We start from the raw sequence: 19,379 nt of genomic DNA, 5'->3' as shown, positions 1-19,379 counted from the left end.
TACTGAACCCGCAATACTCAATCCAATATTCTCAGGAGATCTGAAATGAATACATATGGCTGGATTATGATGACCGTTTCGGTCTCGGCTGTTTTGATGCTGGTCTCGTTTTGCCTGGTTAAGGTCTTAAGTCTGCCGGCTGTCGAAATGGAGGATATCAAAGGGCCTCTGGAAATCGATACGCAAGACACGGACGACGCCGATTGAACCTTAGGTCAGGCTGTGCCTGACGAAATTGAGATTCACTTGTTATTGAACATACAAGCACGAAGCGCAAGCGAGTGTGTCCTGATTACCCAGACACACTCGCTTGCGCTTCGTGCTTGTAAAACAGTTCAATTGTTTGCCTGGATTCAACATCGATACTCGTCCGGCAGTGCCTGATCTACGAGTTTTCTCGTTCGTTTAGCCAGAGGTCGCGACGTTTCTTGGCCGTCAGTAAAAGCGCATTGATCTTATCGGTATCTTTGGCTTCGACGGCTTCCAGAAACGCATTCAACTGCTGTTGAAATTCTTTTGCAGCGGCGAGGGTGCCGTTGGGATTCTGACAGAAGATGGACGTCCACAAATGAGGATCCCCGCTGGCGATGCGGGTGGTATCGCCAAATCCCGTGGCTGCCAGAGGTAACTGATCTTCTGACACAGAAGAGGCTAAAGCCGCAGCGATCAAATGTGGCAAATGACTCGTCGCTGCCAATGCGCGGTCATGTTCTGCAGGTGACATAATAGAGACTTTGCCGCCGAGAGCTTTCCAGAACGCTTCCAGAAAATTGAGATCATTTTTGGACGACTGCTCTTCAGGAGTCAACACGACGGCTGCATTCTGAAACAGGTCTGCATCGGAATGTTCAAAACCGGTTTTTTCAGAACCGGCCAGAGGATGACTGCCCAGATATCGATGCTTTGCTCCGAGTTTTTCACAGACTTCACGAACAATCTGTTCCTTCACGCTCCCGGCATCGGTAATTAATGCTTCAGGCCTCAAGCTTCCATGAAGTTGAACGATATCCTTGGCAATACAATCAACTGGCGTGCAAACGACGATCAAATCGGCTTGACTGGCAGCAGTTTTTGAATCGGTTTCGAATCGATCGATAACCTGATGCTCAACCGCTTTTTGCAATCGAGCCTCATCACGACCGATACCCACAATTTCCTGAGCAATCCCAGCTTTCCGAGCTGCTTTCGCAATAGAACCACCAATCAAACCAACGCCGCGGATAGCGAGGGTCTGCAGGGAAAATTCAGGCTTTTCTGATACGGGTTTCATGGCGGCAGTTTAATGGTTTTATCGCAATTTCCTCCACCGATTAGAGACGATTCCTGTAAAAAGATAAAAAACCAATTTGAGATCAAGATGCATCAAGAAAGACTTCATTTTAAAGAACGGCGCTGGGTGGCCCCCTTTAGCATCGCGAAGGGCGTGGCCGGAAGCGATCACCACGACCATCACTTCGTTCTGGGTCGTGCCACCCAAACTTGTACTTCCCAAATCTCAAGTGACTTCATTCACTTTTTGTGAGAAGAGGAAATTTCCCCAGCTTTCATATTAAACTCGGATACTTCACTTCTGCGTTTATCTGCGTCCAACTGCGGTTCAAATTTCTCCAGATTACCTGACCGCTCAATTCTTAGATTGGATCTCGTTTTTAAGGCAGAATCTCTCAAGTCCTTGTTTACGTTTCAGGAGATCGATAGTGTGATATTGCGAGTCAATCTTTTATGGAGTGCTGACAATGCAATTTTCTGACTTGAGTTTCGGTCGATTTCTCTCGACATCATTAATTCTCCTGCTGCTTACGTCAGGAGGAATCGTCACCACAGTCGAAGCCAAAGACTGTTTTCTGACAATCGGAGGTGGATATTCTCCCACCGGAAATCAAATCTCTTTGGAACGGAACGTCGAATATTTCCAGCGCGTGTTGGCTGAAGCTTACGAGGGAGATGTTCAACACGACATTCTCTTCAGCGACGGTTCAGATCCGCAACGGGATCTGCAGTATTACAATTCTCAGCAACCGCTGCCAAGAATCTATGAGTTGCTCGGGCAGGTATTTGAGACCGAAAGCGGGCAGGATTATCGGTATCGTAATCATCAAATCGGAAACTTGAGAGGCCCTTCTTCGGTAGCCGAGTGGGATCGCTGGGTGAACGAAGTTGGGGCAAAAATGACAGCTGACGATCGACTCTTTATTTATGCAACTGCACACGGTGGAAAATCATCGGATAAAAAACGGTCTGGAAATACCTATCTGTATTTGTGGAATAAAGAAAAAATCAGTGTCGAGCAATTTGCAAATTCGCTGAGAAAACTTCCCGAGAATGTGCCAGTTGTGCTCGTGATGGTTCAGTGCTATTCCGGCGGATTCGCGAACAGTATGTTCCCGAACGGCGACCCTGCTCAGCCTCTCGATAATCGAGATATTGTTGGCTTCTTTGCGACCATTGAAACTCAACCGGCAGCCGGTTGCACGGCTGATATCCACGAAGAAAACTACCACGAATACAGCAGTTCCTTCTGGGCTGCGATTTCCGGAAGCACACGGACTCAAGAGGAAGTCTCCAATTGCGATTGCAATGGCGACGGACAAATGTCGTTTTCCGAGGCTCATTCCTACACCGTGGCAACTTCCACGACCATTGATATTCCCATCAGCACGTCCGATGTATTTTTGCGAACCTACAGTAAAACGTCTGGCGAAGTGGCAGAGGATGCAAATTTGTTGACGGAGTCCTCTTCGATTGAAGAACTACGTCAGTCTGCCCGGCCCAATCAGGCTTTCGCTTTGACTGAGTTGGGAAAACATCTGGAACTGACGGGAGATGACTGGCAGGCAGCCGTCGCAGAAAAGAAGAAGCTTCTGGAAGCGACAAAGAAATCTCTCGATTCTGAAGCTTACTCTTTGAAACGACAGTGGACTTCAAAAAAATCGGTCATTCGAAAGGAACTCCTGACAAAATGGCCCGAGTTGAACAACCGCTGGCATCCGCTCGTTCCTCAGATTATCGCGGAACAGCAGGCCGAAGTGATCGAGGCTATCGAATCTCATCCGGAATTTGCGGACTGGCAGAAACTGCACAGTCAACATGAAGAATTCAGCGTTAAAAAGCTGGATAATCGTAAAGATCTGGCAAAGTGCGAACGTGTTCTGTATCTGTTGAAGACACTGGCATTGACGTCCAACCTGAGACATTTTGCCTCCGATGAACTTCAGCAACGCTATGCAAAAATCGTGGCGTTGGAAGCAATGAGCCTGGGAAGCGAAGGAAGCAAACAGCATGAAATGACGACAATTACTGCTCGCAAAGTGTCAGCTGCAGAATCAATCGAAAAGAAAGAAGTGACTCCCGAGAAAACTAAGGCAGTGCCTCCACCAAAGCCTAAACAAACCGATGAGCAGCCCGCTGCAGACGATCGTTAAGTGCGATTCCCAATCCATGATTCGGAAATGGAGTCGCCACAATCAGATCCAGCTCGAGTTTGTCAAGTTCATGAATGGCCGCAAAGAAGCGAGTCGTCGCTTCGAGGAGGTTGCCGGTTTCTGAGAGCGTGATTACTTTCTCGAAAGGCTTCAAGTCAGGAGAGGTAGCCTCTGAAAATCGCAGAAGCCCTGTCTTTCGATCAGGTTTCAGTACCGCATTGTCCGCTGAAATGACTAGCGGAGTTTGTGGAGAGTAGTGCTCTTTGAGTTGGCCGGGAGCGTCGATTTTTGTGTCGGTATATTTTAAGGAATCGTATTGAACAATCGCTTGATTGACGCAATCTCTCAGTTCTTCCTGAGTAACCCCACCCGGCCGGAGTACTTCAAAGCGACCTTCTGCAAACCGCAATATCGTTGATTCCACGCCGACAATACACGGTCCTGCATCAAGAATGTAATCGATTCGTTCGGCCAGTTGATCAGCGACATGGTCAGCGGTTGTCGGACTGGTTCTTCCAAAAAGATTAGCACTCGGAGCAGCCAGCGGAACGTCTGCTTTCGCAATTAATTGACGAGCAACCGGATGAGCGGGCATTCGGACGGCCACCGTAGGCAATCCGGACGTGACGAGATCAGAAACCATGGCGGTTTTCTGAAAAATCAACGTCAGCGGTCCCGGCCAGAATCGTTCCATCAGCGGTTGATATTCTTCAGGAATGGTCGCAGCGATTTGAGAAAGCCTGGAAAGTTCATCAATATGAACGATCAGTGGATCGAATGTCGGCCGCTGTTTCGCTTCGAATATTTTCGCGACGGCTCGTTCATCAAACGCATTTGCAGCCAGTCCATAAACCGTTTCGGTAGGCATCGCCACTACCCCGCCCTCTCGAAGAAAACGAGCAGCGGTGACGAGATCTGTACCTATGCTGGCGATGTGAGACATGAGAAGACTTAACGAGAATTGAAAAATTTTGAACCGCCAAGACGCTCAGATCAACAAGGAATTTGATTGAGTTCAATCGTTGAATTCGTTGAAATGTATTTTTTGCAACGAAATTATTCATGAGCGAGTCACGTAATTATCATAACCCTGAATGGATTCTAGCCATGTGAATGGAATGATAACCAGCTGAAGAATAATTTTCTTGTGATTATTGGCGTCTTGGCGGTTCATTCATGCGGTTAAAGCATTACGCATGACAATTCAGCGAGTCTGGTTTTGCCATTGTTCCCATTGATCGGGAGTCAGGCCTTCAGGTTTGCCCCCAGAAGGAGCAGACGCTGGTACGACGGTTTTCTTGCTGGCCTCTTCGGAGGTTTGTCGCGAAACGGCATGAATGACCATGTCCTGCGTAGAAGCATTCGGCTTCGAGGCAGAAGCGGTTATAATTTGCTGGCTATTGGGTTCTTTTTTATTCTTTAGTTCGGTCACCCAATACCGTGCTTGCTCGAGTTTAGGATTGAGCCTTAAAGCCTCCACCATGTATCGCTCAGCGACCAGATCATCCTGATGATCGTTCATCGCAATGTAGCCGATGTTGTACATCGCTTCCGGACGACTGACGACTTCTGTCAGCGTGATCATTGCTTCCTGGTACTGTTCGAGCTTGGCCAGTTCAATTCCCAGAGAATATTTGTAATCGGTATTTGAGGGTTGCAGTTTGACTGCCTTCTGAATTTCAACAATTGCTTCTGTATGCCGTTTTTGTTCGGCTAGAAAATTCCCCAAGGCATAATGAGCTTCGGCTGAGTTGGAGTCGATTGATGTGGCATTTCGCATACGCTTTTCAGCATCTTCATAACGGCCAGCCAGAGCATCCAGTCGAGCCAGTCCAATGTTGGCTTCGATGGACTTTGGTTCGCTGTCCACCACTTTTTCATAGGAAGAACGGGCTTCAGTCAGATAGCCGAGTTGCTCCTGCAGTTTGGCGTAACTCAAGTGGAGTTGGAGCGGATTCTTCAAATCCTTTTCCGTTCGAGGGAGATGTTCATGCTCAACCATCGAAGGAGGATAAAGACTACTTTCCCCACCAGCCTGCATTTGCTGGGCACTGGGTTGCTGAGAAGCGAGCATCGCCTGCAATGCGGCGTTGTCGGCTTTGGGATCTTTAGGTGCAAATAACGCAAATGGATTTCTGGAGTGCGCACAACCAGGAGCCACGCAGACCGCGATCAGTAGTGGCATAATGTACTGTTTTATTGATGGCTTCATCTTCGCAATCCTTTGCGGCCGATGAACACACTCGAAACAAACTCGCAATACGCAATGCGTCCACTTGCGTAGCAGAGAACAAATCCGCTCACGAAAAACTGTGAGCGCGCATATTTCTTATCGTCATGGAACCGACGGGACTGAAAGAAAGCTGATTGCCATCACGAATAATCGGAAAAATCAGACTCGGCACTAGGCAGATGTTCAATGCCATTCAACTAATTACGTCGAGTGCAAAGAATCTTGAACTACTCTCCCCCGCTGCCTTCAAGGCTGTACGGAATATGAGGTGATTCCATATTTTCCAGCCAGACTCGCTGGTAATTCTCGACCTCAACAGCTGGTCGGGACATAGGCGAAGTGACATCCAGCATGACTGCCATTGAGCAGGCCGGTCCTGCCAGTTCATTCACATAATTATTGACACTGGCAAGACGTTGCTCGTTGATGTACTTCTCGGTCGAAGCCTGCACATAGGCGGCTCGGCGATGAGAAACTGCACTTTGCATAATCCACAGCAGATGTTCGCGGCCTGATTTGGTCAGCTCGTGAGTTTCAGAATTGAAATGATAATCGTAAAGGGTAGTTGCATTCTTCCAGCCTTTGGAGACCTGCGCTTCCTGAATCGTGTTGATATAGTTTCGGTCCATTTCGTTGTATGGCGTTGGCCAGAAATGAGCCGAGTGGTATTGCTGCATGAACGTCTGCTGAGGATCGGTCGGGCGCGGGCGGGGTGGCCACATCTTCCCAAAGCGGTAAAACTGACGCGAGCCCACTGGCAGCGAGCCGGTATAGGCCCACCATTCGGGAGAATATTTTTCCATCCCGCAATCCTGCTTTTTTGCCCAGGGCCAACCAGCCTTGGCGGTATCAGGACATAGAACGATTCCTGAAAAGAAAGCGAAGAGCAATATTTGAGATAGTATTAGACGCATCCTGCTGTCTCCCCCACCCTGAGTTTCAAACTCAGGATTTGATCTCTCTTAGTGATTGATCTCTGAGCATCATACTCAGTTTGTTCGACTCAGCTGAAATGGTGGCGCAATTTCCCCGGCGAGAAAACGATTCACCTCTGATTGTCGATGCAGCACATGGCGCGCTGCTCCCTGTCCTATCGGGTAGTATCGTCAAAATAGGCAGTCCAGCATGACGAAAATTACGGATTTGGCGATCAATACCGTTTTAGCGAACGAGTCGAATACCCTTACAGGGTGTTATTTTGGAGTCACAACTACTGTAATGAACTCCAAGATTGCGTGATCGAACTTGATCAGCTCAAAAAAATCTAAAGCTACGAACCGAACCAAGATCATCAAGCGTGCTCAAAAATAAACTCTAGCGTTCGGCAGGAGCAAACAGAGCGTATTGCTTTCATTTGATGTCCATGCGACTGCAGAAACCATTTGAAAATGGTCTCGTTATTGCATCGCGATACAAATGTTACCGGCATCCAGAGACACCGAGTAAGTCGTTGTGCGAATGGAGTCGGAAAGACAATGTTTTCCGGTGCGGACATCAAACTGCCAGCCGTGCCAGGGGCAGGTCACTACTCCTTTTCGCAATGCTCCTGTGCCAATCGGTCCTCCAGCATGAGGACATAAGCCATCAATGGCGTGAAATTCATCACCTTCCATCCGGAAAATGGCAATGACTTTGCCATGAACTGCAAATTCACGTCCTTCCCCGACGGGAATCTCATCAATTTGGCATACAGGAATGGGTTCAGACATGAATCTCTCTGGTAATTCAACTTATGCAGCCTTGGGGACTGCTGTTTTCTTGACACGCTTGCGGGGTTCGCTTTTCCAGCGGCGATGGACCCAGAAATATTGTTCCGGACTTTTCAGGACAATCTGTTCCAAAGCTGCACTATATCGACGGGTAATTGCCTGCACATCTCCGGCCAGATCTTCATCGCGAGGATCAATCACCGCTTCAATCCCGATTTCGTATCGCGTCCAACGGGAATTGATGAAATCATCTGGCAATCGACGGGCATATCCGACGCAGATTAACGCATCATATTGTAACGCTAGAACGCCAATCGACTTGAACGTGCTGGCTGGTTTGCCGAAAAAATCGACGAACAAACCACGAGGCCCGGCATCCTGATCTCCAAGCATCGCGACCACACCAGCTGACTCCATCTCGGCTGAGACTTCTTCAGAAGCTCCCGACTTGAGAATCATATAGTGTCCAGTCTGCTCGCGGAATCGACGGAACCAGTCGTGCAGATGCGGATTATCCAACGCCCGTGCGACTGCTCCTGCTCGGAATCCAAACAGGCCAAAACTGACCAGCGACATTTCCCAATTCCCGAAGTGACCACTTAATAAAATGACCGGACGATCACTGGTGAGCGATGTCACTGCCAGATGCCGATCCTGAAAAGTGATGCACTCATGAAAATTTTCCCGCCGCAATTTTCGAGGCAACTGAATCATTTCGACAATCAAACGCAGCAAATGAATCCACATTCCTAGAATAATGCGATCGGCTCGTTCATCATCTAACTCATCGCCAAACGCTGTCTGCAGATTTTCACGGCAGACTTTATAGCGTGTCAATTTTCGGGGCAGGCAGAAAAAGGCAAATTTGGCGATACTCTCTGCCACCAACACACTTTGTCGATAGGACAGACAGCCAATCGCGGCTGTGAGCAATCGAAAAACGGTGTATTCGGCCAGATATCGAATTGACTTCCCTGTCATCGAACTGCTCCACTATTTTTGTAGGACAGGCTTCCAGCCTGTCTATCTTTCAGACAGGCTGGAAGCCTGTCCTACCAAATTCGTCAAACGCAAAGTCTTACTCAGCATCGACATAACGTCAAGATGAGTTTCTCTTTTACTCTTTTTGTTTGGGGATTTTGGGATCACTTTTCAGTGGTAATTCCACGCGTTTTCCAGTCCAGGCTGACTTATAAATTGCGAGGATAATTTCCACACTCTTGCGACCTTCCCGACCATCGACACGCGGAGTCGTATCGGTTTCAATGGCCTTGATGAATTCCTTGAATTGTTCCATGTGGCCTGTGAACGAAATTGCTTTGGGATCGCTTGCTCCGCCACTATTGCCGGCTTTCTGTGAAAACTTTTCGATCACTTTGGCATCATTGGCACGTGATTTGGCAAATTCCCAATGCAGAATATCATCCTGCTCAACAATGACAGATCCGGCTGTGCCGTGGATTTCGGTCTTTTTCATAAAGCCCGGCCAGGCAGAAGTCGTTGCAGTAATTGTCCCCACTGCTCCATTGGCAAACTGAATGGCAGCAACGCCGGTATCTTCCACTTCAATTCGCTCGTGAGCCAGAGTTCCGGTCACTGCGGAGACGGAAGCGACATCACCCATGAACCAGTAAATGAGATCGACATTGTGAATCGCCTGATTCATGTAGGCCCCACCACCGTCCATTTTCCAGGTGCCACGCCATCCGCCGCTGTCGTAATAATCCTGAGTTCGCCACCATTTGACGAAAGAATCCCCTAAGGTCAAGGTGCCGAAACGCCCATTTTCGATAGCCTTCTTGAGTGCCAGATTCGCTTCGCCAAACCGCGAAGGCATGATTGCCCCAAGTTTGACATTGTTTTTATCGCAGGCATTAATAATTGCATCGCAGCGTTTGAGCGTGATTTCAAGTGGTTTTTCGACGATCACGTGCTTACCGGCATTGGCTGCCTGCACAGCCGGTTCCATGTGGGCTCCACTGGGTGTGCAGATCGTTACGATATCGATCTCGGGGTTTGCCAGCATGTCTGCCAGTTTTTCATAGGGTGTGCAATTTCGTTCGGCTGCAAATCGCTCGGCTGATGCAAACGGGACACTGAAACACCCCACGAGCTTGGCACCACGAATATGCGCAATCGCCTCGGCATGAAAATTCGCAATCATGCCACATCCAACTATTCCAAATCCAACCGCCATTGATACTCCTTGTTCGTTTTTTTATTCCCAAGTGTAGGTCAGGCACTGCCTGAAGAAATCTGCTTTCAATCACTTGTTTGTTTACGGTTCGCAGCCCCAACATTTAATGTATAAGGTAATATATTACATCTCATTATTTCAAAACCACTCGACAAAACTTCTTCTTTCCAGCCCAAACGATTAATCCCTCAACCAGTTCAATCGATTGATTAATATCGCCAATCGCTGTTTTCTCTTCTCCGAGTTTAGCCCCGCCCTGCTGAATGAGACGTCGCCCGTCGCTTTTTGTTTTGACGAGCTTCAGGTCAAACAGCAAGTCCACTGCTGCGACGCTTTCTTCGGGATAACTGGATTTCTCTAAAGTCACTTCCGGAATATCACTCGGAAGTCCACCCGCTCCAATTTCACGCTCCCAGCGTTCCACAGATTCATTGGCTTCCTGTTCCGAGTGGTACTCACCCGCAATGCACTTGGCCAATGTTTGCTTGGCAATTTTTGGGTGACCAGCCAGGATTTTCTGAATTTCTTCGATGGGCAAATCCGTCAACAGTTCAAAGTAAGACTGCATAACTTCATCGGGCAGCTGCATCAATTTTTTTGTCATGTCGTAAGCGGACTCGGAAATGCCGATGTAATTTCCAAGACTTTTTCCCATCCGACGCACACCATCAGTGCCCACTAGTATAGGCGACATCACACTCAACTGCAGTGGAAGTCCCTGATCTTTCTGGAGATCGCGGGCCAGCATGAAGGTATAGAGCTGTTCGGTTCCGCCGAGTTCGATATCCGCTTTAATCTCGACCGAATCCCACCCCTGCATCAACGGATACAGACACTCATGCAGATAGATCGCGTGTTCATTTTTAAAACGCTTGGAGAAGTCGTCCCGAGTCAACAACTGAGCAACAGTCACTTTGCTGCAAAGTTCCAGAATTCGTGCAAAGTCCATCTTTGCAAACCAGTCACCGTTGCGATGCACCTCTGCTGCGTCCATGTCGATGACTTTGGCGACCTGCTTCAGGTAATCTTGAGCATTGGCTTCGACCTGCTCGGCAGTCAGTCGGGCACGGGTTTCATCGCGACCACTCGGATCGCCGACCAGAGCCGTGTAATTTCCGATGATAATAACCGCCTGATGTCCCAACTCCTGAAACTGACGCATCTTTCGCATCGGTACAGTGTGACCAAGATGCAGATCGATGCCTGTCGGATCGATGCCGTATTTAATGCGAAGCGGCTGGCCAGTGGCTGCACTTTTTTCCAGTTTCTTCCGCAATTCTTCTTCCGGGACGATTTTCTCAACACCCCGACAGATCACTTCAAGTTGTTCTTCAACAGGAGGGAAAGTCATGTTCTATTCTTTTGATCACGCATTTTATGAAAGTCTTAAATAACTTTTAAAACTGAAATTGATTACTATTGCGGGCATAGTATAACAGCATGAGATTGAATCGTAACGTAACAAGCCCTCCTCAAAGAAACCAGTCAGAATTGATTGGCAATAACTGATGCCAAGCCAGAAAGTATTCACAAATAAGCAACCATCAATTCTCTTTGCGGGAGGAGGAACGGGTGGGCATATTTATCCGGGTATAGCCGTCGCTGAACGCTGGCAGGATTGTTATCCCGACGCTTCAATTTTGTTTGCTGGTTCGGGACGGGAAATTGAACGCCATATTCTGGCGAAATCTTATTTCAAGTATGAAGCCTTACCTTTTGTTTCTCCACGAACGGCTTTGCGTCACCCTCTGCGTTTTCTGAAAGGATGGAGAGAATCAAGGAAGCTCGCCCGTAAAATTCTTCGCGAATTCCAACCTGCAGCTGTGATTGGTCTTGGTGGATACGCGAGTTACCCACTCGTCATCGCTGCGTCTCAACAACAGATTCCAATTATTTTGCTGGAGCAGAATGCCGTCGCCGGACGTGCTAATCAGCACCTTGAAAAATATTCCAGCAAAGTCTGTATCAGTTTTACAGAATCGATTCAGACATTTACCAACCCATTAAAAATCGACCTGACGGGGAATCCTCTGCGCCAGGAAATCTTCGACCTCAAATCGGCAGCATTTGATGAGAATTTGTTACCAACTTTACTGATCACTGGCGGCAGTCAGGGATCAAATCTGATTAACGAGACTGTCATCAAGTTCTTCGAAAGTTATGCGAATCTTCTCAAGGGATGGCAAATTCGTCACCAAACCGGAAATGATTCAATCGCAATTCAGATTCGTGATCTTTTCCGACAACGGAATCTACAAGGGGATGTTCGACCTTATTTTGAATCCCCGGCTGATCTCTATCAAAATGTGAAACTGGCTATTGTACGAGCCGGAGGCACATCTCTGGCGGAACTGGAAGCTCTTAAAATTCCTGCGATCATCATTCCAATCGCTAATTCCGTAGCCAATCATCAAGTCCTCAATGCGAAAACATTTGCCAGTCGGAATGCTGCGGTTGTGATCGAAGAGTCAGAAAATAATTTTCAAAACGCTTTTTCAGACGCGATGACACTCCAACTGGCCAAAGCTTACTCTTCACCAGAGAAGTCCTGCACTGATTCCTGCGAAAAGAATTTCATCCCGAATGCTGCAAATCAAGTGGTTGAAGTTATCAAACGCTTGATTGAAGAATCAGATGTCAGTTGTTTTACTCCAGCGTAAACGCAGGTAATTGAACTTTCTCTCCGCCTTTCATGGCGGATTGATGAGCACAAATACCGACGCAAGTCCAGTTGGCACTTTTGGTCGCATTGGGCCAGGGATCGCGATCTTCTTTCAGAGCTGAGACAAATTCGTGGACCATATGCGGATGCGAGCCGCCATGACCGCCGCCCTGAATGAAGGAAAGGTGATCTGCATCGTGGATTTCTGCCGGTTGAGTAAATCTCTGAATCGATTCCGGCAGCAAGTGTGCGAAGTCTGGCACTTCGATTTTTTCCGGAATTTCATGCTCCGGCTTCTTGGCCGTATGCAGCACATGCGGTTCATTTTCGATGAGCGTCCACTCGAAACTTTTTTTAGTCCCGTAGACATCAAAACTTTCACGGTATTGACGGGCGACATCGTAAAGAAACCGCCAGATATGAGCAGTCACATCACTGTCTTTCAGCTTGATATGACACGATTCCACGGCAAACGGATTCCCTGATTTTTTCGCAATATCCTCCCTCACCTGCCCCGATCCGAAGCAACTCACATACTCGGCTCGTGAGTCCATCAAGCCAAGGCATGGGCTCACAACATGCGTTGCGTAGTGCATTGGAATCATCTCTTCCCAGTAACTGGGCCAGCCATCCATGTCCTGAGGATGCGAGGCGGCCAGATGCTGAATCTTACCCAACTCCCCTTTTTCGTAGAGTTCTTTGATGAAGAGGAACTCGCGACTGTAAACAACTGTTTCGGCCATCATGTACTTTAAGCCGGTCTCTTTGACCTTCTCGACAATCTTCTGGCAGTCTTCAATGTTAGTCGCCATCGGCACAGTACACATCACATGCTTGCCGGCTTCCAAAGCCTTCAAAGACATCCAGGCATGATCGGGAATCGGGCTGTTGATATGCACAAAGTCGACCTCAGGATCGGCAAGCACGTCGTCGTAACTGGTGTAACCTTTTTCGACACCAAACTGCTCGCACGTTTTTTTGAGTTCTGCTTCGTTACGTCGGCAGATGGCATAGGGATTCGCATCGGGATGCTGTTGATAAATCGGAAGAAACTCGGCACCAAATCCCAAACCGATGACGGCGACATTGAAGGGCTTCGACATGAAGACGGCTTTCTGATTAGCAGAAACTGCAAATGAATAACTGATCGTCGATGATAATTCATGACCATAATTGGATCGTAATAGGAACTCGTCATCATGTCATCCTATCAAAGATTGTCCATGAGAGATGACGCAAAAATTCATGAGGATTTTCACATCTCGCACAGATAACAATTATTGAGAACGATCGATTGAATTGACTCTCAACGATCCATCAGGGACGATATCTAAAGATCTTTATGAACTCTCGCACTATTGATAGAAAGTCCATTCTCATGAAATCCACTTCGTCTTTGCCACGTCGCTCGTTTCTCCAAACTTCATTAACGGCCGGAACTGCGGGCGCCGTTGGTCTGCTGACTGGTTCTCAGAATTCTGTTCAGGCTGCTGAATCAAAAGCAGAACCGGTTATCAAACCGGGTTCTACAATTTTGTTTCAGGGAGATTCCATTACCGATGCCGGTCGAAAAAAGGATAAGGAAAATCAGGATACCCCGAACATGCAACCCGGATTCGGCGGTGGTTATGCCTGGATGACAGCCGCGGCTTTGCTGACTGGTCCCGAAGGCGACACATTGAAAACCTACAATCGAGGGATCAGTGGGAATAAAGTTTATCAGTTAGCAGATCGATGGCAGGCGGATTGTCTCGATTTGAAACCGGATGTGCTGAGCATTCTGATTGGCGTGAATGATATCTGGCATTATCTCAATGGAAAATATGACGGGACTGTGGAAAAGTATGAAGCGGACTATCGTGCATTATTGGCTCGCACCAAAGAGGCATTGCCGAAGGTGAAATTGGTGATCTGTGAACCATTTGTGTTGAAAACAGGGGCTGTGACCGACAAATGGTTCCCAATGTTCGATGGCTTCCGCGAAGCCTCTGCACGATTGGCTCAGGAAAACAATGCAATTTTTGTCCCATTCCAAACCATGTTCGATGAAGCCGTGAAATACGCCCCTCCTTCCCACTGGGCAGGCGATGGCGTGCATCCTTCCTCACACGGAGCGTCACTGATGGCATCAGCCTGGTTGCGAGCGGTTCAGGCTGGTTAATTTATGAGTTCAATACAAGCACGAAGCGCAAGCGAGTGTGTCCACCACATTCGCTTAAAACTCACTCGCTTAGGCTTCGTGCTTGTATGTTTTTAATTATTGTTACGAACATTTATTTCGAGATCCCATGCGATTCACGAAAACAATTCGACTGAATGTCCCTGCTCAATTTGCTTTTGACTGGCATGCCAGACCGGGAGCGCTCTATCGTCTGCTGCCTCCCTGGGAAGACATCCGGATTCTTCAAGAATCGAATGGGATTCAGGTCGGGGAACGGGTCATTATGACCGTTCCCATGGGACCAACTCGTAAGAAATGGGTTGCGGAGCACACGGACTTCCAGGATGGAAGAGAATTTCAGGACGTGCAGGTTTCCGGACCGTTTGCATCGTGGAAACATCGGCATATTTTTAGACCGATCGACCAGACAACCTGCGAAATGACTGATGAGATTACCAATGAGCTGCCCTTCGGGCCTCTTGGTAAACTCGGCTCTTCATTCGCAACCAGTAAACTCGATGCGATGTTCGCATACCGTCATGCACGAACGGCGACCGAACTTGATATTCATTATGAGTGGCGGGAAGTCCCGCGAAAACGAATTTTAATCTCGGGCTCTTCAGGACTGATTGGAACCTCACTCGTCTCGTTCCTTCGGACCGGCGGACATGAAGTTATCAGACTAGTACGTGATAAAGCCGAGGCAGAGAGCAATCCCCAAGCAATTTTCTGGGACATCAAAGCTGGCGAAATTGATCGTGAAAAGCTGGAAGGTATAGATGCCATTATACACCTAGGTGGGGCTGGACTTGCCGATCATCGTTGGACGAAAGAGTACAAGGAAACAATCATTCAAAGCCGTGTCCAGTCAACAAAATTGTTGGCGAACACGATGGCTTCGCTGGAAAACAAACCGGACGTTTTCATATCGACTTCAGCCATTGGATATTACGGCGACCGAGGCGACGAAGTTCTTACTGAAAAGTCGACTTCAGGAGTCGGGTTCCTGCCGGAAATCGGACGGGAATGGGAAGATGCAGCCGAGCCCGCTCGACTGGCTGGAATTCGAGTCGTTCATCCTCGAGTCGGAGTCGTTCTAACTCCAGCCGGAGCGGCTCTCCAGAAACTACTGACTCCGTTCAAATTAGGTGGAGGCGGAGTTGTCGGTCCCGGCTCTCAATACTGGAGTACGATTTCCATTCACGATGTCGTTGGTATCTATCACTACTGCATGATGAAAGAATCGATTGAAGGTCCCGTGAATACGGTCATTCCCCAGGAAACGACGAACCGGGAATTTGTCAAAACCTTGGGCAAAGTCCTTTATCGTCCTACCATTGCTCCACTTCCCTCGATCGCTGTCAAAATGATGCTCGGCGAAATGGGCAAACCCTTACTTCTCGACAGCACCCGTGTTCAACCGCGAATCCTTCTGGAAAACGGGTATCGCTTTCAGACAGAAACGTTGGAACAGACACTGCGACAGGTGTTAGGGCGATTTTGAAATCGGGAAATTTGCAGAAACATTGATGTGCTTGCCTGGTTCATCGGGAGTCTCGGGGAAGTCGGAGCGGTAATGGACGCCGCGGGATTCGGTTCTTTCAAGAGCAGAGACCAATAGTAATCGAGCGACCAGGAGCATGTTCTGCAGGGACCAGCCATCAACATTGACGAACTGCTGACGCGAGACATATCGATCCCAGAACTCGACCTGTTTCAAAGCGTCGTTCAAGCCCTGAGCATCGCGCCAGATACCTGCCTGACGCCACATCAGACTCAATAGTGAGTTGCGAATATCGGTCAGATCGAGATCGGTTTGATCCATTGCTTGTCGGGGTTCATCTCCCTGGATTGGCATCGCACAAAAATGATCGGAAATTTTGGCTGCTTCCCGCGAAGCCGCCAAACCGGCTGCTTTACCGTGATACAAACCTTCGAGCAGACTGTTTGAGGCAAGACGATTGGCGCCATGCAATCCACTCGAAGTGACTTCACCGGCTGCAAACAGACCCGGGATTGTGGTACGACCTTCATGATCGATCACCACGCCGCCGATCATGTAATGAGCACCTGGGCGAACGGGAATCAAATCGACAGCCAGGTCGAGTCCGAACTGAGAACAGACTTCGGCAATATTCGGAAAGCGTTCTTCCACCAGTTTTCGATCAAGATGTCGCAAGTCGAGATAGACGCTTGATTGTCGGGTTTTATTCATTTGAGCAGTAATCGCTCTGCTGACGATATCTCGCGGAGCCAGTTCGGCTGCTGCATCGTAATCGGGCATGAAGCGATAGCCGTTTACATCAACCAGATGAGCGCCTTCACCGCGAACGGCTTCGGAAATCAGATGTCGTGATCCCCCTGCGATATACAACACCGTAGGATGAAACTGCATCATTTCCATATCGCGAAGTTTTGCCCCGGCTCGAAACGCAATTGCGTGACCATCGCCCGTCGCAATTTCCGGATTGGTGGTTTCACGATAGAGCCGCCCTGCTCCGCCGGTTGCCAGAATGGTTTGCTTGGCCCAGATGAAGGTCTTGCCGTGATACGGATTCCAGACCAAAGCTCCAACGCAGGTGCCGTTGTATGTCAGCAAATCGATCGTGAAGGTCTGCTCCCAGATCTGCGAGTCGGTCACGGCTTTTACGCGATGAATCATCGCTCGCATGATTTCCCGGCCGGTTGCATCCCCTAAAGCATGGATGATGCGTCGGTGACTGTGACCACCTTCCTGCGTCAATGCGAGATGGCCTTCGAATTGATCAAAGTTGGCACCGTAAGAAATCAGGTCGCGAATAATCTCGGGAGCTGCAGAGGTGATCTCTTCAACGGTTTTTTCATCACACATCCCCTTGCCCGCAGCGATGGTGTCGCGGGCATGATTGGAGACATGATCTTCAGGATCAAGCACTCCTGCAATACCGCCCTGTGCTTTCCAACTGTTGGAAAGTTCAACCTTCCCTTTTGTCAGAATAATTGAGTGCAGGCTGGAATCAGTCGCGAGAGCGGCTCGCATCCCGGAAATTCCCCCGCCGATAATCAGCACATCGGTGAACGCGTGCGGAATCCGTTTGGGATGAAAGTTGACGAGATAGCGTCCACTTAACGGGAGTGTCAGTTCAGTTTTCAATCGGCTAGTCCGGGAGAATTACTAAAAGAATCTGATTTTAACATCAGATCGTCATCGAGGAGAATCCTCCGTCAACAGCCAGATTATCACCTGTGATAAAGCTGCCCGCAACATCGGATGCAAGCAGCAGAACGGCTCCTGCCAATTCGTGTGCTTCTCCAAACCGATTCGCTGGTGTGTGCTTCATAATCGACTCGACACGTTCGGGTGTGAGAACTTTGCGATTCTGTTCTGCTGGAAAAAATCCAGGGGATAAAGCGTTCACGCGAATTCCATCTTCTGCCCATTCCCGAGCCAGGTTTTTCGTCAGATTCAACACCGCTGCTTTCGAAGCCGAGTATGTGAAGACACGAGAAAGCGGGACGATTGCAGACATCGAAGCGATGTTAATGATCGATCCCTGTCGTTTTTCATTGAGCCAATACTTCGCAAATATCTGACAAGCAGTTCGTACCGATCCCAGATTGATATTAAAAATGCGATCCCACTCTTCCTGAGTGATTTCGAGAAATGGAGTCGCCGCATTTACGCCTGCCCCGTTCACAAGGATATCGGGAATGTGACCGGATGAAACGCATTGATCCAGCAAAGACTGAATATCATCTGCGGAGGTGACATCTGCGGCAATGAACTCTGCAGATCCACCTGCGGATTCAATTTCTTTAACTCGATTTGCTCCCGATTCAGCAGAACGCCCAGCAACGACAACATAAGCTCCAGCGGAAGCCAGACAATCGCAAATGGCTCCCCCCAGCACTCCGGTGCCGCCAATCACGACGGCCGTTTTGCCCTGAAGCCCAAAGAGTTGTTGAAGATACTCTGCTGAATTCGCCATGAGATGCCGGTTCACTTTCGAGATAAACGCTTCGTTCAAAAAATATTTTGGAGACAGATATAGCCATTTTGTAGAGTGCGTCTTGTCGCACTATGAAATCTCCACATCTGCAGCACGGTGCGTCAAGACGCACCCTACATTGTGCAATCTAGCCGATAAAGTCGAGTTCGACTTTTTTGCTGATGATACCTTGATCGTAACCACGATTCAGCAACACCTTGACTGCTTCCCGGCCGACATCGCCGAAGTCGAGAGTCCAGTCATTGACGTACATGCCGACGAATTTATCAGTCAACTGAGTATCGAGATCACGTCCGTATTTCATCGCGTGTTCGAGAGCATCTTTTCGATGGTCGAGACCGTACTGAATGCTCTGCTTCAAATAGGCGGTCACTTCTTCCATCACTTCGCGACCTAAATCGCGGCGGATTGCGTTCGCGCCAAGTGGAAGTGGCAGGCCGGTATCTTCGTACCACCATTGTCCAACGTCGACAATCAAAGAAAGTCCCTGAGTTCCGTAGGTCAATTGACCTTCATGAATGATTAATCCAGCATCGACTTCGCCACGCTCGACCAGATTCAAAATCTGATCAAATTCGTGTTCGACGTAAGTCGCTTCGCTGCCGAGAATCAATTGCAGTGCCAGAAATGCGGTGGTCAGTTTTCCGGGGATGGCAATTGTTTTGCCCTTCAGATCTTCAATCGCCATTTTTTCTCGGGCGACAACCATGGGACCATATTTATCGCCCATACTGGCCCCGCAGGCACACAGGGCATATTGATCTGTTAAATAAGCGTAGCCATGCAAACTGACCGCTGTCAGTTCGAGTTCACCTTTGAACGCTCGCTGATTGAGCGTTTCGATATCCTGCAATTCATGTGTGAAACGATATCGACCCGTGTCGATTTTATCGTTTGCCAACGCGTGGAACATGAATGCATCATCGGGATCGGGGCTGTGCCCCACTTGGATCAAAATCTTTTCTTCGTCTGCCATCGCCTGCTGCCACAATCCTGCAAAATAATA

The 19,379-nt window shown here is 48.6% G+C and carries 17 protein-coding genes; 5 read left to right on the top strand and 12 right to left on the bottom strand.

Features of this window, described 5'->3' with window-relative positions; translation table 11 throughout:
* The first annotated feature begins 45 nt into the window (after positions 1–45).
* A complete protein-coding gene (locus tag Pan54_RS25805) occupies positions 46–207 on the top strand; it encodes a hypothetical protein (RefSeq protein WP_165441681.1) in 162 nt (53 codons plus the stop codon).
* A gap of 178 nt (positions 208–385) precedes the next feature.
* On the opposite strand, the gene Pan54_RS08995 is transcribed toward Pan54_RS25805, so the two are convergent.
* Entirely contained in the window at positions 386–1,270 is an 885-nt protein-coding gene (locus Pan54_RS08995) for a prephenate dehydrogenase (protein WP_146503164.1), read from the bottom strand.
* Positions 1,271–1,736: 466 nt separating this feature from the next.
* On the opposite strand from Pan54_RS08995, the gene Pan54_RS08990 reads away from it, so the two are divergent.
* Positions 1,737–3,422, top strand: a complete 1,686-nt coding sequence (locus Pan54_RS08990) for a C13 family peptidase (RefSeq protein ID WP_146503163.1) — start codon at positions 1,737–1,739, stop codon at positions 3,420–3,422.
* Here the strand turns inward: Pan54_RS08990 and Pan54_RS08985 are convergent.
* The 7 genes from Pan54_RS08985 to tyrS form a co-directional block, all read right to left on the bottom strand.
* Positions 3,382–4,365, bottom strand: a complete 984-nt coding sequence (locus Pan54_RS08985) for an L-threonylcarbamoyladenylate synthase (protein ID WP_146503162.1) — start codon at positions 4,363–4,365, stop codon at positions 3,382–3,384. The genes Pan54_RS08990 and Pan54_RS08985 overlap by 41 nt on opposite strands.
* A 261-nt stretch (positions 4,366–4,626) precedes the next feature.
* Positions 4,627–5,634: a tetratricopeptide repeat protein gene (locus tag Pan54_RS08980; protein ID WP_146503161.1), complete on the bottom strand. Its 1,008-nt coding sequence runs from the start codon at positions 5,632–5,634 to the stop codon at positions 4,627–4,629.
* A 248-nt stretch (positions 5,635–5,882) separates the two neighbouring features.
* Positions 5,883–6,569 carry a hypothetical protein gene (locus Pan54_RS08975; protein WP_146503160.1) on the bottom strand — a complete coding sequence of 229 codons (687 nt, stop codon included), beginning with the start codon at positions 6,567–6,569 and terminating at the stop codon, positions 5,883–5,885.
* A 483-nt stretch (positions 6,570–7,052) separates the two neighbouring features.
* Entirely contained in the window at positions 7,053–7,364 is a 312-nt protein-coding gene (locus Pan54_RS08970) for a Rieske (2Fe-2S) protein (RefSeq protein ID WP_146503159.1), read from the bottom strand.
* 21 nt (positions 7,365–7,385) lie between these two features.
* Positions 7,386–8,345: a lysophospholipid acyltransferase family protein gene (locus Pan54_RS08965; RefSeq protein WP_146503158.1), complete on the bottom strand. Its 960-nt coding sequence runs from the start codon at positions 8,343–8,345 to the stop codon at positions 7,386–7,388.
* A 136-nt stretch (positions 8,346–8,481) separates the two neighbouring features.
* Positions 8,482–9,561, bottom strand: a complete 1,080-nt coding sequence (locus Pan54_RS08960; RefSeq protein WP_146503157.1) for a Gfo/Idh/MocA family protein — start codon at positions 9,559–9,561, stop codon at positions 8,482–8,484.
* 133 nt (positions 9,562–9,694) lie between these two features.
* Positions 9,695–10,912 carry a tyrosine--tRNA ligase gene (gene tyrS, locus Pan54_RS08955; protein ID WP_146503156.1) on the bottom strand — a complete coding sequence of 406 codons (1,218 nt, stop codon included), beginning with the start codon at positions 10,910–10,912 and terminating at the stop codon, positions 9,695–9,697.
* A 157-nt stretch (positions 10,913–11,069) separates the two neighbouring features.
* On the opposite strand from tyrS, the gene Pan54_RS08950 reads away from it, so the two are divergent.
* Positions 11,070–12,221, top strand: a complete 1,152-nt coding sequence (locus Pan54_RS08950; RefSeq protein WP_146503155.1) for a UDP-N-acetylglucosamine--N-acetylmuramyl-(pentapeptide) pyrophosphoryl-undecaprenol N-acetylglucosamine transferase — start codon at positions 11,070–11,072, stop codon at positions 12,219–12,221.
* On the opposite strand, the gene Pan54_RS08945 is transcribed toward Pan54_RS08950, so the two are convergent.
* Positions 12,208–13,326, bottom strand: coding sequence for a Gfo/Idh/MocA family protein (locus Pan54_RS08945; RefSeq protein ID WP_146503154.1), 1,119 nt, complete (start codon positions 13,324–13,326; stop codon positions 12,208–12,210). The genes Pan54_RS08950 and Pan54_RS08945 overlap by 14 nt on opposite strands.
* Before the next feature lie 275 nt (positions 13,327–13,601).
* On the opposite strand from Pan54_RS08945, the gene Pan54_RS08940 reads away from it, so the two are divergent.
* The gene (locus tag Pan54_RS08940) at positions 13,602–14,384 is read left to right on the top strand and encodes an SGNH/GDSL hydrolase family protein (RefSeq protein ID WP_146503153.1); all 783 of its coding nucleotides are present in this window, start codon (positions 13,602–13,604) and stop codon (positions 14,382–14,384) included.
* 127 nt (positions 14,385–14,511) lie between these two features.
* Positions 14,512–15,888, top strand: a complete 1,377-nt coding sequence (locus tag Pan54_RS08935) for a TIGR01777 family oxidoreductase (RefSeq protein ID WP_146503152.1) — start codon at positions 14,512–14,514, stop codon at positions 15,886–15,888.
* Here the strand turns inward: Pan54_RS08935 and nadB are convergent.
* The 3 genes from nadB to Pan54_RS08920 form a co-directional block, all read right to left on the bottom strand.
* Positions 15,874–17,517 (bottom strand): L-aspartate oxidase, encoded by a 1,644-nt coding sequence (nadB, locus tag Pan54_RS08930; RefSeq protein ID WP_146503151.1) that lies wholly within the window; start codon positions 17,515–17,517, stop codon positions 15,874–15,876. The genes Pan54_RS08935 and nadB overlap by 15 nt on opposite strands.
* 43 nt (positions 17,518–17,560) lie before the next feature.
* Entirely contained in the window at positions 17,561–18,352 is a 792-nt protein-coding gene (locus Pan54_RS08925) for an SDR family oxidoreductase (RefSeq protein ID WP_146503150.1), read from the bottom strand.
* A gap of 148 nt (positions 18,353–18,500) precedes the next feature.
* Positions 18,501–19,349: a menaquinone biosynthesis family protein gene (locus Pan54_RS08920; RefSeq protein ID WP_146503149.1), complete on the bottom strand. Its 849-nt coding sequence runs from the start codon at positions 19,347–19,349 to the stop codon at positions 18,501–18,503.
* Positions 19,350–19,379: the final 30 nt, after the last annotated feature.

It is taken from the genome of Rubinisphaera italica, assembly GCF_007859715.1.
Classification (GTDB): domain Bacteria; phylum Planctomycetota; class Planctomycetia; order Planctomycetales; family Planctomycetaceae; genus Rubinisphaera; species Rubinisphaera italica.
This window is presented reverse-complemented; position numbering and strand designations above follow the sequence as displayed.